Origin of the sequence: Streptosporangium sp. NBC_01755, from assembly GCF_035917995.1 — a bacterium.
Classification (GTDB): Bacteria; Actinomycetota; Actinomycetes; order Streptosporangiales; family Streptosporangiaceae; genus Streptosporangium.
The window spans coordinates 7830826-7844843 of record NZ_CP109131.1 but is presented as its reverse complement, the minus strand read 5'-3'; the positions used below and the strand labels follow the sequence as shown (position 1 = coordinate 7844843).

At 68.7% G+C, this 14018-nt stretch carries 11 protein-coding genes and 3 pseudogenes; 7 read left to right on the top strand and 7 right to left on the bottom strand.

All coding sequences use genetic code 11. From position 1 onward, the window contains the following. Positions 1 to 68: 68 nt before the first annotated feature. A pseudogene (locus tag OG884_RS36060) lies at positions 69 to 146 on the top strand (IS5/IS1182 family transposase); the annotation flags it as partial. A gap of 45 nt (positions 147 to 191) precedes the next feature. Here the strand turns inward: OG884_RS36060 and OG884_RS37785 are convergent. After that, positions 192 to 293 (bottom strand): annotated as a pseudogene (locus OG884_RS37785) (hypothetical protein); the annotation flags it as partial. A gap of 216 nt (positions 294 to 509) precedes the next feature. On the opposite strand from OG884_RS37785, the gene OG884_RS36055 reads away from it, so the two are divergent. The 3 genes from OG884_RS36055 (at position 510) to OG884_RS36045 (ending at position 4440) form a co-directional block, all read left to right on the top strand. Next, positions 510 to 857 carry a bifunctional 3-phenylpropionate/cinnamic acid dioxygenase ferredoxin subunit gene (locus tag OG884_RS36055; protein WP_326640382.1) on the top strand — a complete coding sequence of 116 codons (348 nt, stop codon included), beginning with the start codon at positions 510 to 512 and terminating at the stop codon, positions 855 to 857. A 70-nt stretch (positions 858 to 927) separates the two neighbouring features. Beyond that, positions 928 to 2079 (top strand): aromatic ring-hydroxylating oxygenase subunit alpha, encoded by a 1152-nt coding sequence (locus OG884_RS36050; protein ID WP_442811601.1) that lies wholly within the window; start codon positions 928 to 930, stop codon positions 2077 to 2079. Positions 2080 to 2151: 72 nt separating this feature from the next. Continuing rightward, a complete protein-coding gene (locus OG884_RS36045) occupies positions 2152 to 4440 on the top strand; it encodes an FdhF/YdeP family oxidoreductase (RefSeq protein ID WP_326640378.1) in 2289 nt (762 codons plus the stop codon). On the opposite strand, the gene OG884_RS36040 is transcribed toward OG884_RS36045, so the two are convergent. Further along, positions 4406 to 5203 carry an IclR family transcriptional regulator gene (locus OG884_RS36040; RefSeq protein ID WP_326640376.1) on the bottom strand — a complete coding sequence of 266 codons (798 nt, stop codon included), beginning with the start codon at positions 5201 to 5203 and terminating at the stop codon, positions 4406 to 4408. The two genes, OG884_RS36045 and OG884_RS36040, sit on opposite strands and share 35 nt — an antisense overlap. 132 nt (positions 5204 to 5335) lie before the next feature. Here OG884_RS36040 and OG884_RS36035 point away from each other — a divergent pair. From OG884_RS36035 to OG884_RS36025, 3 genes and pseudogenes are all read left to right on the top strand, one after another. Next, positions 5336 to 6529, top strand: a pseudogene (locus OG884_RS36035) (choline dehydrogenase). 181 nt (positions 6530 to 6710) lie between these two features. Beyond that, positions 6711 to 7355, top strand: a complete 645-nt coding sequence (locus tag OG884_RS36030; RefSeq protein WP_326640374.1) for an NAD(P)/FAD-dependent oxidoreductase — start codon at positions 6711 to 6713, stop codon at positions 7353 to 7355. Beyond that, positions 7340 to 8431 (top strand): FAD-dependent oxidoreductase, encoded by a 1092-nt coding sequence (locus OG884_RS36025; protein WP_326640372.1) that lies wholly within the window; start codon positions 7340 to 7342, stop codon positions 8429 to 8431. The genes OG884_RS36030 and OG884_RS36025 overlap by 16 nt, the downstream gene beginning before the upstream one ends. Before the next feature lie 308 nt (positions 8432 to 8739). Here OG884_RS36025 and OG884_RS36020 read toward each other — a convergent pair whose 3' ends face one another. The 5 genes from OG884_RS36020 to OG884_RS36000 form a co-directional block, all read right to left on the bottom strand. Further along, positions 8740 to 9543 (bottom strand): SDR family NAD(P)-dependent oxidoreductase, encoded by an 804-nt coding sequence (locus OG884_RS36020; protein ID WP_326640370.1) that lies wholly within the window; start codon positions 9541 to 9543, stop codon positions 8740 to 8742. A gap of 24 nt (positions 9544 to 9567) precedes the next feature. Continuing rightward, the gene (locus OG884_RS36015; protein ID WP_326640368.1) at positions 9568 to 10512 is read right to left on the bottom strand and encodes a carbohydrate ABC transporter permease; all 945 of its coding nucleotides are present in this window, start codon (positions 10510 to 10512) and stop codon (positions 9568 to 9570) included. Then, complete coding sequence (locus tag OG884_RS36010; RefSeq protein ID WP_326640366.1) at positions 10496 to 11374, bottom strand: carbohydrate ABC transporter permease; 879 nt, start codon at positions 11372 to 11374, stop codon at positions 10496 to 10498. Before OG884_RS36010 ends, OG884_RS36015 begins: the two co-directional genes overlap by 17 nt. Positions 11375 to 11451: 77 nt before the next feature. Next, the gene (locus tag OG884_RS36005; RefSeq protein ID WP_326640364.1) at positions 11452 to 12810 is read right to left on the bottom strand and encodes an ABC transporter substrate-binding protein; all 1359 of its coding nucleotides are present in this window, start codon (positions 12808 to 12810) and stop codon (positions 11452 to 11454) included. 67 nt (positions 12811 to 12877) lie between these two features. Continuing rightward, positions 12878 to 13867, bottom strand: a complete 990-nt coding sequence (locus OG884_RS36000) for a dihydrodipicolinate synthase family protein (protein WP_326640362.1) — start codon at positions 13865 to 13867, stop codon at positions 12878 to 12880. Between the last annotated feature and the right edge of the window lie 151 nt (positions 13868 to 14018).

Below are 14018 nucleotides of genomic sequence, written 5' to 3'. Positions count from 1 at the left end.
GCCATTGTCGCGACAGCGGATCGTGAAAGAGATTCTGAATAGGGAAGGTGTGGAGCACTACCACCCTTGTCGTCGAGCGAAGCCTGGGCTGGATCATGCTGTACCGTCGCCTGGCCCGCGACTATGAAACCCTCCCCGCCAGTTCCCCGTTCGACCTGGGCGATCAGGCTCTTGGAACAGGGCACCCGGTCAGCGAGTCGCTGCCGCGTCAGACCGCGCAGCTTACGAGCCTGGGCGATCCGCCGTCCGACAGCTTCTTCGGCGGCTGGGCCATTCGTACTGCCGTCGCGCATGAGCAGGCCCTACACGTATCTGTAACGGTTCAGGCTACGTGCGGAGCCTTTGGTGTGTCAGGGGAACGTCGTGCGGATCGGTTGAGTGGCGATGGCGGGTGCGCCACTCGGCCTTCGCGTGACCATGGGGAAGACCCTTGACAGTGGGATTTCCGGAGGTCACGCTGTTGCGTATAGCGCTGCTTGTTCTGCTTTACGAAACCGGGGTTTGTTGCGATGATCCCTGTCTGCCCCCTCGCGGCCCTTCCTCCGGGTGAGGCCCATCGGCTCGACGTCGACCCGCCCATCGCGGTCTTCCACACCGAGGACGGCGAGATCTACGCCGTGGACGACACCTGCACCCACCAGGACGCCTCGCTCTCCGACGGGTGGCTGGAGGGGTGTGAGATCGAATGCCCGCTGCACGCGTCGAGCTTCGACCTGCGGACGGGACGGCCGAGCAGTCCCCCTGCCAAGCTGCCGCTGCGCACCCACCGGGTGGTGGTCTCCGACGACACCGTCTACGTGGTGCCCTCCGAGGAGCCTCCGAACCTGCCGCCCGGCGTGCGCGCGGGTACGGCATGACGCGGGCGCGCGGGCGAGGGTTCGCGCCGGGCCGCGCCCTCCCCGTCAACGGCCGCCCCAACCCGTCAACATGGCAGACCAGGGAGCGATCGTGACCGCGAGAAGCCTGCCGCCCAGTGTGATCGCCACCTTGCCCGGCGGCTACTACACCGACGAGAACGTCTTCGCGCTGGAGCAGGCCCGCATCTTCGAGTCGATGTGGTTCTGCGTCGCCAGGGCCTCCGACCTGGGAAAGCCGGGAGCCTTCAGAACCGTCCAGGTGGGCCGGGAGAGCATCCTGGTCACCCGGGCCAGGGACGACTCGATCCGGGCCTTCCTCAACGTGTGCCGCCACCGCGGCGCCCGGATCCGCACCGAGGAGTCCGGCGAGGTCAAGCGGGCCTTCCAGTGCCCGTACCACGCCTGGACCTACGACCTTGAGGGCAGGCTGATCGCCGCGCCGAACCTGACGAAGATGCCCGACCTCGACCGGGCCGAATACGGGCTGGTCAACGTGGCGGTGCGCGAGTGGATCGGGTACGTGTGGGTCTGCCTGGCCGATGAGCCGCCGTCGTTCGAGGCGGACGTGATCGGTGAGGCGACGGCCCGGCTGGGCGACGAGCGGGCCATCGAGAGCTACGACATCGCCAACCTGGCGGTGGGCCGCAGGATCGTCTACGACGTGAAGGCGAACTGGAAGCTCATCGTGGAGAACTTCATGGAGTGCTACCACTGCGCCACCATCCACCCCGAGCTCACCGAGGTGCTGCCCGAGTTCGCCGACGGGTACGCGGCGCAGTCCTTCGTCGGGCACGGGGCGGAGTTCGGCGAGGAGATCCGGGGTTTCACCGTCGACGGCTCGGCGGGGGTGGACCGCATCCCGGGGGTCGGCGAGGAGCAGGACCGCCGCTACTACGCGATCACCATCAAGCCGCAGGTCTTCGTCAACCTGGTGCCCGACCATGTGATCCTGCACCGGATGTTCCCGCTGGCGGCCGACCGGACGATCGTGGAGTGCGACTGGCTCTTCCTCAAGGACGTGGTGGACGCGGGCACCGACCTCGGCCCGTCCGTCGAGCTCTTCCACCGGGTCAACGAGCAGGACTTCGCGGCCTGCGAGAGGTGCCAGCCCGCGATGAACTCCCGGGCGTACGCTCAGGGTGGGGTCCTGGTGCCCAGCGAACACCACATCGGGGCCTTCCACGACTGGGTGATCAACAGACTGAGGGCCGGATCCGGTTGACGGCGGGCAGACGCCTATAGTGTGCGAAACCCTCCGTTTCGGGACGCAGGGCGATCGGAAGGGGGCGCGAGGATGGCCAGGAAGGCTCCGCGCGACGACGTCAACGAGGACGGCATTGAGATCGGGCCTCCCAAGGAGTGGGCAGCCGGCATACCAGGGGTGACCCGGTCGCTACTGACCGCCAACGCCCAGATGGGAGTCGGCCGCACCCTCCTCACCCTGGCCGGGGTCAACCAGAAGGAAGGCTTCGACTGCCCGGGCTGCGCCTGGCCCGAGGGCGAGCACCGCAGCCCGTTCGAGTTCTGCGAGAACGGCGCGAAGGCGGTGGCCGAGGAGGCCACCGTCCGCAGGGTCACCCGCGACTTCTTCGCCCGGCACACCGTCGACGACCTGGCCGGGCACACCGAATACTGGCTGGGCCAGCAGGGGCGGCTCACCGAGCCGATGCGTAAACCCGAGGGCTCCGACCACTACGTGCCGGTGAGCTGGGATGACGCGTTCTCCCTGATCGCGCGGGAGCTGCGCGCGCTGGACAGCCCGGATGAGGCGCTCTTCTACACCTCGGGGCGCACCTCGAACGAGGCCGCGTTCGCCTACCAGCTCCTGGTGCGCAGGTTCGGCACCAACAACCTGCCCGACTGCTCCAACATGTGCCACGAGTCCAGCGGCTCGGCGCTCAACGAGACCCTGGGCATCGGCAAGGGCACGGTCTCGCTGGAGGACCTGTACCGGGCCGACCTGATCTTCGTGGTCGGTCAGAACCCCGGCACCAACCATCCGCGGATGCTCTCGGCGCTGGAACGGGCCAAGCGCGAAGGCGCCCGGATCGTCGCGGTCAACCCGCTGCCCGAGGCCGGACTGCTCCGCTTCAAGAACCCGCAGCGGCCGTCGGGGCTGGTGGGGCGGGGGACGACGCTGTCCGACAGGTTCCTGCAGATCCGGCTCAACGGCGACCTCGCGCTCTTCAAGGCGATGTCGCTGCTGCTACTCGAAGCCGAGGAGGCCGCCCCCGGCACCGTGATCGACCGCGACTTCGTCGAGGCCCACACCCACGGCTTCGACAAATGGGCCGAGGACCTGCGCTCCCTGGACTGGGCGGAGGTAGAGGAGGCGACCGGGCTGGGCCGCCCGGCCATCGAGGAGGCCGTACGGGAGGTGCTCGGCGCGAAATCGGTGATCGTGTGCTGGGCGATGGGGCTCACCCAGCACAAGAACTCCGTCGCCACCATCAGGGAGGTCGTCAACTTCCTGCTGCTCCGTGGCAACGTGGGCCGCGCGGGCGCGGGGGTCTGCCCGGTCAGGGGCCACTCCAACGTCCAGGGCGACCGCACCATGGGCATCTACGAGAAGCCGCCGGCCCGCTTCCTGGACGCGCTGCGCGACGAGTTCGGCTTCGAGCCGCCCCGCGAACACGGCTTCGACACCGTGGAGGCGATCAGGGCGCTCCGCTCCGGGCAGGCGAAGGTCTTCATCGCGATGGGCGGCAACTTCGTGTCCGCCACCCCCGACACGGCGGCGACCGAGGAGGCGATGCGCCGGGCCAGGCTGACGGTGCAGGTCTCCACCAAGCTGAACCGCTCGCACGCCGTGTGCGGGCGGGAGGCGCTCATCCTGCCCACGCTGGGACGCACCGAACGCGACGGCGACCGTTTCGTCACGGTCGAGGACTCCATGGGCATGGTGCACGCCTCGCGGGGCAAGCTGCGGCCCGCCTCCGACGACCTGCTCTCCGAGGTGGAGATCGTCTGCCGGCTGGCCGTGGAGCTGTTCGGCGCCGACCCGCACGTGCCGTGGCAGGAGTTCGCGGCCGACTACGACGCGATCCGCGACCGCGTCTCCCGGGTGGTGCCCGGGTTCGACGACTTCAACGCCCGGGTCCGCGCTCCCGGGGGCTTCGCGCTGCCCAACGCACCCCGTGACGAGCGCCGCTTCCCGACCGCGACGGGCAAGGCCAACTTCACGGTCAACGACCTGGAGGTGCTGCGGGTGCCGCCGGGGCGGCTGCTGCTCCAGACGGTCCGCAGCCACGACCAGTACAACACCACGATCTACGGCATGGACGACCGCTACCGGGGCGTGCGCAACGGCCGCCGGGTGGTCTTCGTGCACGCCGACGACCTGGCCGAGCGAGGTCTGGCCGACGGGGACATGGTGGACCTGGTCAGCGAGTGGCCCGACGGGGAGCGCAGGGCGGAGTCCTTCCGCGCGGTCGCCTACCCGACCGCGCGTGGCTGCTGCGCCGCGTACTTCCCGGAGACCAACGTGCTGGTGCCGCTCGACTCGGTCGCGGAGACCTCCAACACCCCCACCTCCAAGAGCGTGGTGGTCAGACTTGTCCGGCGTAGCCCAGACGGTGGCTGATGTCGCGGGCGCCGGCGATCACGAGCGGTGCCAGCTCGTGCAGCCGGTCCTTGCCGAAACGGTAGGCGGGGCCTGACGCGCTGACCGCGGCGACGATCTCACCGTCGTAGGAGCGGATGGGCGCGGCGATGGCGTTCAGGCCGATCTCGTACTCCTCGACGGTGACCGCGTAACCCCGCTCGCGGGCCTGGAGAAGCTGCTTCTCCAGGGCGGCGGCGGAGGTGATCGTGTTCGGGGTGTAGCGCTCCAGGCCGCCCGCGGTGACCAGCTGGTCCCGGTGCGCCTCGTCGAGGTGGGCCAGCAGGACCTTCCCGCTGGAGGTGGCGTGCAGCGGGGTGAGCTGGCCGACCCAGTTGTGCGTGGTGACCGCCGCGGGACCGCGTACCTGGTCCAGGTTGACCGCGTAGTGGGAGCGCAGCACCGCCAGGTTCACCGTCTCGCCGAGCTCCTCGGCGAGACGGCGGCAGACCGGGCGGCTCTGCTGGGTGAGGTCGAGCCGGGAGGCCACCCCGCCCGCGAGGCGGATGAGCCCGAAGCTGAGGCGATATTTTCCCCGGTCCTCCGCCTGCTCGACTAGGCCGCGCGCCTCCAGCGCGCCCAGCAGCCGGAACGCCGTCGACTTGTGCACCGATATCTCCTGGGCTATCTCGCTCACCCCGGCCTCGCGGCGCTCGGAGAGGATCTCCAGGATGGTGATGGCCCGGTCGACGGACTGGACTCCACCGCTGCTGTCGGTGCGACCGCCGAGAGGATCGTTGCCCATAGCGCAACTGTAGGCGCTGGAAAGGGAAGGAACGTCAGCGGGGCCGACAATGTTTGTTGCGAATAGTGCACTATATTGCGCTATTAGCTACAATTTCGGACACTGTTCCTGCTTGAGCGAGGCGAGGTGGACATGTACGACTTTGTCATCGTTGGAGGTGGCTCGGCCGGCAGCGCCCTCGCCAACCGGCTCTCCGCCGACCCCGCCAACCGGGTGCTGGTGCTGGAGGCGGGCCGCCCGGACTACCCGTGGGACGTCTTCATCCACATGCCGGCCGCGCTGCCCTTCCCCATCGGGAACCGCTTCTACGACTGGAAGTACGCCTCCGAGCCCGAGCCGCACATGAACGGCCGCCGGATCTACCATGCCCGGGGCAAGGTGCTGGGTGGCTCAAGCAGCATCAACGGCATGATCTTCTAGCGGGGCAACCCGCTGGACTACCAGCGCTGGGGCGCCGACCCCGGCATGGAGACCTGGGACTTCGCCCACTGCCTGCCGTACTTCAAGCGGATGGAGAACTGCCTGGCGGCCGACCCCGCCGACCCGATGCGCGGGCGGGGCGGCCCCCTCGTGCTGGAGCGCGGGCCGGTGCGCAATCCGCTGTTCGGGGCCTTCTTCGAGGCGGTGCAGCAAGCCGGATACCCGCTGACCGACGATGTCAACGGCTACCGGCAGGAGGGCTTCGCCCGGTTCGACCGCAACATCAGCAGGGGGCGCCGGCTGTCCGCCGCCCGCGCCTACCTGCACCCGGTCGCCGGCCGCCCCAACCTGGAGATCAGGACGCGGGCGCACGTCACCGGAATCCTCTTCGAGGGGAGGCGTGCCGTCGGAGTTGAGTACGACGGCCGGACGGTCCGCGCGGGCGAGGTCATTCTCTGCGGCGGCGCGATCAACTCCCCGCAGCTGCTCCAGCTCTCCGGCGTGGGCAACGCCGCCGAACTGGGCGCCCTCGGCGTCGACGTCGTGCACGATCTGCCGGGCGTCGGCGAGAACCTCCAGGACCACCTGGAGGTCTACATCCAGTACGGCTGCAAGCGGCCGGTGTCGATGCAGCCCGCGATGAAGTGGCGCAACCGGCCGTGGATCGGCGCGCGCTGGCTGTTCGCGCGGAGCGGCCCCGGCGCTACCAACCACTTCGAGGCGGGCGGCTTCACCCGGAGCAACGACGACGTCGACTATCCCAACCTGATGTTCCACTTCCTGCCCATCGCGGTCCGCTACGACGGCTCGGCTCCGGCGGGCGGGCACGGCTATCAGGTGCACATCGGGCCGACTTCCGCCTGGCATGCCAGGCTCCCGCCGGGGTGCCGCTCGCCCGAGCCCTGAAGAAGCCGGCTGTCGTGCCTGTTCACCGATCGGACAATGACGGCGGGTGAGGTTTCCTGCGATGCCGTGCCCGGTCCCTGCACCGGCGGGTACGGCCCGTTCTTGACAGCGCCGCACGCAAAAGGACAATCTGTTGCGGGAAGCGCACCGCGTTCCGGACTGTGCAACGACGGAGGTGGGTATGGCAGGCCAACGCGTCGTCATCATCGGAGCCGGTGTCGTCGGGGCGGCCCTGGCCGACGAGCTCTCGGCGAAGGGCTGGGACGACATCACGGTCGTCGACCAGGGCGCCGTGCCCGCCACCGGTGGATCGTCCTCCCACGCGCCAGGGCTGGTGTTCCAGACCAACCCGTCCAAGACCATGACCGAACTGGCCCGCTACACGGTCGAAAAACTTGTCGCGCTCGACTGCTTCCTCCAGGTGGGCGGCCTGGAGGTGGCCACCACGCCAGAGAGGCTCGCCGAACTGCACCGCCGCCACGGCTGGGCCACCGCCTGGGGGGTCGAGGCGCGCCTGCTCACCCCCGAGGAGTGCGTGGAGCACCACTCCCTGCTCGACGGGGCCAGGGTCCTCGGCGGGCTGTTCGTCCCGACCGACGGCCTGGCCGGAGCCGTACGCGCCGTCGAGGTCCAGCTGGAGCGAGCACGGGAGCGGGGCGTGCGCGTGCTGGACCGGCACGAGGTGCGAGACATCCGGGTCGAGGACGACCGGGTGGCGGCCGTCGTCACCGACCGGGGCGAGATCCCCGCCGACCTCGTGGTCTGCTGCGCCGGCATCTGGGGCCCCAAGGTCGCGGGCATGGTCGGCGCATGGCACTGCCGCTGACCCCCCTGGCCCACCAGCTCGCCTGGACCGGCCCCCTCCCCGCACTCAGCGGGCAGAGCGCGGAGGCCGTCCGGCCGATCCTGCGCCACCAGGACGCCGACCTGTACTACCGGGAGCGATTCGAGCGGCTCGGCATCGGCTACTACGGCCACCGCCCGATGCCGATCACCCCGGAGGAGATCCTCCCGGTCGCCGACGCGGAGGTCATGCCCTCGGTGCTGCCGTTCACCGGCGACGACTTCGCCCCCGCCTGGGCCGAGACCCGGGCGCTGCTGCCCGCCGCCGAGCAGGCCACCCTCGAAGAGGGCGTCAACGGCCTGTTCTCCTTCACCACCGACAACATGCCACTGCTGGGGGAGTCACGCGAGGTACGAGGCTTCTGGGTGGCCGAGGCGGTGTGGGTCACCCACTCGGCGGGGGTGGGCCGGGCCATGGCCGAATGGCTGGCCGACGGCCACTGCTCCTCCTTCGACCTGCACGAGTGCGACGTCAACCGGTTCGAGGCCCACCAACTGGCCCCCGAGTACGTGCGCACCCGCGACTGCCAGAACTTCGTCGAGGTCTACGACATCATCCACCCGCTCCAGCCGGCCGAGAAGCTGCGCCCGCTGCGTACCAGCCCCTTCCACGCCCGCCAGCGCGAGCTTGGCGGGTACTTCCTCGAGGCGGGCGGCTGGGAGCGTCCCCAGTGGTACGACGCCAACGCGCCACTGCTCGAAGACCGCGACATCCCCCGGCCGAACGACTGGGCCGCCCGTTACTGGTCACCGATCGTCGGCGCCGAGGCCCAGGCCTCGCGCGAGGCCGTCGCGCTCTACGACATGAGCGCGCTCAAGCGGATCGAGGTCGCGGGCTGGGGAGCCGCCGTCTTCCTCCAGCGGATCTGCACCGGCGACGTCGACAAGTCCGTCGGCTCCGTCACGTACTGCCTGCTGCTCGATCACGACGGCGGTATCCGCAGTGACATCACCGTGGCCAGGCTGGGTCGCGACCTGTTCCAGGTCGGTGGCCCTGAACCTGGCTGGAGCGGCTACGGATCCGACCGGGACTCGCGGTCACCGCGACGGCGGACGTAACGCCTACCGTCCGTGAGCGGCCGGGCAAGGAGGCGGGCCACTGTCCGTCCCGCGGACGTGGCCCTCGCGCCTCTCCCCGGGCGGTGACCACCCGGCAGTGCGGACGCCGTTACGGCATGGGGACCTCCTTTGTGCTCGCGCCTTCGGCTCCGAGCGCGAGGGGCGGCCGACGTGTTCTCGGCCTCTCCCGGCGACGTCCCGCGAACTTCCAGCCGCGGGACGTCGCAGGGAGAGGTGTACGACATCCTGGGGAACCGAGAAGAAACGCGCTGATCGTGGCTTTCGCGAGCTAACGAGGTGTTCTCGCGTTATCCGGCGTCGACGACGGCCGCGCCGATGTCCACGGCCATGGCGCGGCTTCCGGCCAGGAGGCCGCCGTCCACGGGCAGGTCGATCCCGTTGATCCATGATGCGCGGTCGCCCGCCAGGAACGCGACGGCCTCGGCGACGTCGTCCACGGTGCCGACCCGTCCCATCGGGTACCACGAGGCGGCCTTGTCCAGGGCGTGCGGATCGGTCGCGAGCCGCTCCTCCCAGATCGGGGTGGCGATCGTGCCGGGCGACACCGAGTTGACGCGCACGCCGTACGGCCCGTACTGGGCGGCCAGACCGCGGGTGAGGTTGAGCAGCCCGGCCTTGGCCGCGCTGTAGGTGTCGTTGCCGAAATAGCGGTGGCCGTTGACCGAGGCCACGTTGACCACGGCTCCCCGCCGGGCCTCGCGCATGCCGGGCAGAACCGCCTGGCACAGGCGGATCGCCCCGCCGAGGACGACGTCCACGTCGACCGACCAGACCGGTTCGGGCACGGACTCGAACTCGAGGTTGCTGCAGACGGCGGCGTTGTTGACCAGGACGTCCACCGGGCCGTGGCGCGAGGTGATCGAGCCGATCGCCGAGCGGACGGACTTCTCCGAGCGCACGTCGAGGTGGACCGCCTCGGCGCCCTCGATGGTGTCCGCGGTCGCGCGCGCCGCGTCCAGGTCGACGTCGGTGACGATCACCGTGGCGCCGCCGGTGTGCAGGACCCGCGCGATCGCCGCCCCGATTCCCCCGCCGGCGCCGGTGATCAGCGCGCGGCGCGGTGACGTCGTGTCCCGAGGACCAGATGACATGAATCTCCCTCTCTCCGCTGTGGCTCAGCCCTTGAGCGCGCCGGCCGTCAGCCCCTTGGTGATCTGTTTCTGCAGTACGGCGAATCCCAGCAGCACGGGGGTGACCGTGATCATCATCCCGGCGAACAGCGTGGCCCAGTTGGTGCCGTAGTCGGCGGCCTGGCCCAGCTGGAACAGCCCGAGCGGCAGGGGCATCTTCTCCGGAGAGTGGATCAGCAGCAGGGCGTAGAAGAACTCGTTCCAGTTCTGCAGGAAGCTGATGATGGCGACCGACGCCAGCCCGGGCCCCATGAGGGGGAGGATCACCGAGAGGAACGTGCGTGCCGGGCCGGCCCCGTCCATCGCCGCCGCCTCCTCCAGTTCGTACGGCAGGGTCTTCATGAAGCCGACCAGGACGAAGACGTTGAACGGCAGGTTGTAGGTGGCGTAGACGAGAATCAGGCCGAGCCGGCTGTCGAGAAGCCCGAGATCCTGCATGATCAGGTAGAGCGGCGCGAAGGTGACCATCCACGGGATCATCAGCCCGAGCAGGAAGGTGCTGAGCACCACGCCGCTGAACCTGAAGGCGATCCTGGCCAGCGGGTAGGCGGCGAACACGGCCAGCACGACGCCGACCGCGGTCGAGGCGACGCTGATGACCACGCTGTTGCCGAAGAACAGGCCGATGTTCGCGCGGTCCCAGGCGTTGGCGTAGTTCTCCCAGCGCCACGTCTCGGCGACCTGCCAGGGAGGCGAGGAGACGAACTCGCTGTTGGTCTTCATCGACACGTTGAAGACCCAGGTGTATGCACTGATCGAGGAGAGCGCGACCACGCCGAGCAGCAGGTAGAAGAAGAGATGGTGCGGGCGGAACGGCGCACGGGGCCGGGGTGGGTCACTCCTCCGCCGCGAGGTGGGGGCGGACGGGCGGGGCGTGTCCGCGGGACCGGCCGGTGTGGGGGGCGCCGTCAGGTCAGTACTGGAGGTCATCGCGCTTCATCACCTTGTTGAGGAGCTTGGCCACCGTCAGCATGACCACCACGAGCACGACGCCGATGGCAGCGGCATAGCCGAAGTCGGCCCGGTCGAAGGCGACGCGGTACATCAGCGTGCCGACGGTGTCGGTCGAGCCGAAAGGGCCGCCTCCGGTCATGATGTAGACGAAGGCGAAGGTCTGCAGGCTCTGCACCACCCACAGGATGGCGAGCATGCGCAGCAGGTCGCGCATCATCGGCAGCATGATGCTCCAGAAGACCCGCCACTCGCCCGCCCCGTCGATGCGCGCGGCCTGCAGCACGTCGGTGGGCAGGCGCTCGAAGCCGGCGCACAGCAGCACGATCCAGATGCCGATGCCGTGCCACACGGACACGAACGTCACGGCGGCCAGCGCGGTGGCGGGGTCGCCGAGCCAGATCTTGGCCAGGGTGCCCAGTCCCATGGACTCCAGCGCGGGATTGATCAGGCCGAGGGTGGGGTGGTAGAGGAACTTCCACATCAGCGAAACGACGGCGACCGACAGGACGACCGGGGCGAACACCACGAACCTGAAGAAGCGTTCGCCGTGGATCCGCTGGGACAGGGCCCAGGCGATCGCCATGGCGGGCGGGAACAGCATGCAGCTGCCGATGATGGTGATCAGGAACGTGTTCTTGAGCGAGTTGAAGAAGGCGGGGTCGCCTGCCAGCAGGCGATACTGCTCAATCCCGACGAATCGCATCGTTCCCGTGCGAGAGAACTCGTTCAACGACAGGTCCACCGTCTTGACCAGCGGGTAGAGAAAGAAGACCCCCAGCAGCGCGAGCGCGGGTATCAGGAATGGGATGATGATGCGTCGCTGGGCCGCCTTGAGCATGTGGCCTCCCGGGGTTCACACCTGCCACGGGCTCCGGCTCGAAAAGAGGAGCCCGTGACGGGTTTGGTGGACGGGGTTCAGTTGCCGTAGACCCGGCGCAGTCCCTTGTCGAGGTTGTCGAGAGCCTGCTGCGCGTCCTGCTTGCCGAACAGCAGCTTGGCGATCTCGGGATAGACGACCTCCTTGGCCTTGGACTCCATCAGGCCGTAGTAGCTCGCCTGGAGCCGGTCGGCCTTGGCCACGACGTCGGAGATGCCCGGCAGTCCGGGAGGGCTCGCCACTCCCTTGACCCCGGAGACCTCGCCGATCTCGTTGGCCCTGCGGGTCTGGGTCTCCACGCTGGTGACCCGGCGGATCCACTCCAGCGAGAGCGGGATGTTCTCGCTCTTGGCGGACACCGACATCAACTGGGCGGCGGCGAGCATGCTCTCCTGGTCACCGGTCCCGCCGGTCACGGTCGGGAACTGCAGGACGCCCAGCTCGAAGTCCTTGGGGATCACGTCGGCCATCTCGCTGACGAGCCAGCTGCCCATCATGATCATTCCGGCCTTGCCCTGGAAGAACTGGGCCTGGGCCGCGGTGAAGTCGGTTCCCTCGAACCCCTTGAGGAAGCCCTTCCTGTCCCGCAGGTCCTGGAGCATCTGCAGCCCCTTGAGGAAGCCCGGGTCGTCGACGATGCTCCCCTTGCCCTCGGTGACGACGTCGTGGACCTTGTCGTATCCGACGGTGCGCAACCAGATGTTGTCGCTCCACATGCCCATGTAGGGCTCGAACAGGCCGGTGACCGCGATCGGGTCCACCCCGGCGGCCTTGAGCCCGTCGGCGGCCTGGATCAGTTCGTCCCAGGTGGCGGGCGGGGTGATGTTGTGCTTCTTGAAGAGCCCCGCGTTGTAGAACAGCACCTGCAGGGACAGCTCGGAGGGGATGCCGTAGATCTTCTTGCTCGTCGGGTGCTGCATGAACTGCATGACCGCCGGACTGAACTGGTCCAGCCAGGGCTTGCCGGTGGTCGTGTCGACCTGGTCCAGGTAGGGCTTGAGGTCGAGCAGGGCGCCGCTGTCGGCCCACTCCAGCAGCGCCGGGTTGGTGCCGTCGAACATCGTGTAGTCGACGTCGAGCCCGTCACCCGCGCGCCACCTTTGTTCCAGGGCCGCGCGCGCCTTGGTGTTGGCGAAGGTCTGCTTCAGGTCGGCGCCGGCGTGGTCCTTCTCGATCCCGGCGGCGATGTCCTCCATGAACTTCAGGGAGGGGGTGCCGACGGCCGGGAGCACACCGACCTCGATCGAGCCGCCCTTGATGTCCTGCTGCCAGCTCTTGGCGTCGGGAGCCTGCTGGGGGGCCTGGTTCGCGCCGGTCGCGCCGCCTGTGCCGCACGCGGTCAGAACCAGGCTGGGCACAACGATCAAACCGACCAGTACCTTACGTGCAACTTTCACCGAGAAACCTCCATTCTTAGTGATATCGGGTTTAGTGTCGTTATTTCTAGATTTTTGTCTCATTTACCTAGCCTCGTCCGGACAAATCGGGCAGCAGGTCCGCGAACTCCTGGAGAAAGACCTCGATCCGGCGCAGTTCCTCGGCGTCGAGCAGGTGGGCGGGCCGGCGGCAGTGGGCGCTGTCGATGAGGCCCCGGCGGAACGAGATCTGCTTCTCGGCGGCGATGATGAGCTCGGTGTCGAGCATCCAGTAGGAGATGTAGGGCAGCAGCCGCCGGTGCAGGTCCTCGCCACCGGCCTCGTCGCCCGAGGTGAGCCGGCGCCAGATCTCGACGTAGATCTCGGTGAACGAGCATCCGGGCTGGCTGCCCACCGCGCCGCGCCGCCAGGCGTCTGGGAGTTGCACTCCGGCGTAGCCCTCAAGCGAGGTCACCGGCGGGTCGAGGGCGGCCAGCTCACCGATGAGCCGCCCGGGTGGGTTGGACTCCACCTTGATCAGCCGGAGGTTCGGGTGGGTGCGCACCAGGGCGGCGATGGTGGCCGCGTCCAGGCTGCTTCCCGTCTCGTTCGGGGCGTACTGCAGTACCACCGGGATCGGGGCGACCGCGTCCAGGACCGTTGTCACGTGCTCGATCTGGGAGCGGCGTGAAGGGCTGAGAAAGTGCGGCGCCAGCAGGTTGATCAGGTCCGCCCCGGCGGCCACGACCTCGCGGGCACGGGCGACGGCCATCCGGGTGGTGTGGTCCTGCACCGCGACGATCGCGGCGAGGCCTCGCCGGTGGGCGGTCCGCCGCAGGAGGATCCCGGTCAGCTCGCGGCGCTCGTCCTCGGTGAGTTTGTAGTACTCCGAGGCGAACCCCGGAAACATCACGCTCGTCACGCCCGTGCCGAGGACGTGGTCGACGACCCGGCCGAATCCCTCGAAGTCGACGTCTCCGGTGTCGGTGAACGGAACCCCGAGGACGGGCGAGATCCCCCGGACGAGGGTCGAGGCGTCAGTGAGGCCATCGGCGCCGAGAGGAGTCGCCATGGGTGAGGCACTCGTCTGGACGTTCATTCGCCCTCCTGTCTCAATGAAGCTTGATGTACGAAATACCGAAAATATTTTCTTAAATAGGAACGATAGACGCCCCGGCCCGCATCCGACAAGGGGGTGCGGGGGAGACGATCGTCAGCCGAGAGGAGGTGGCAAAAAGGAGTTGCGGGGG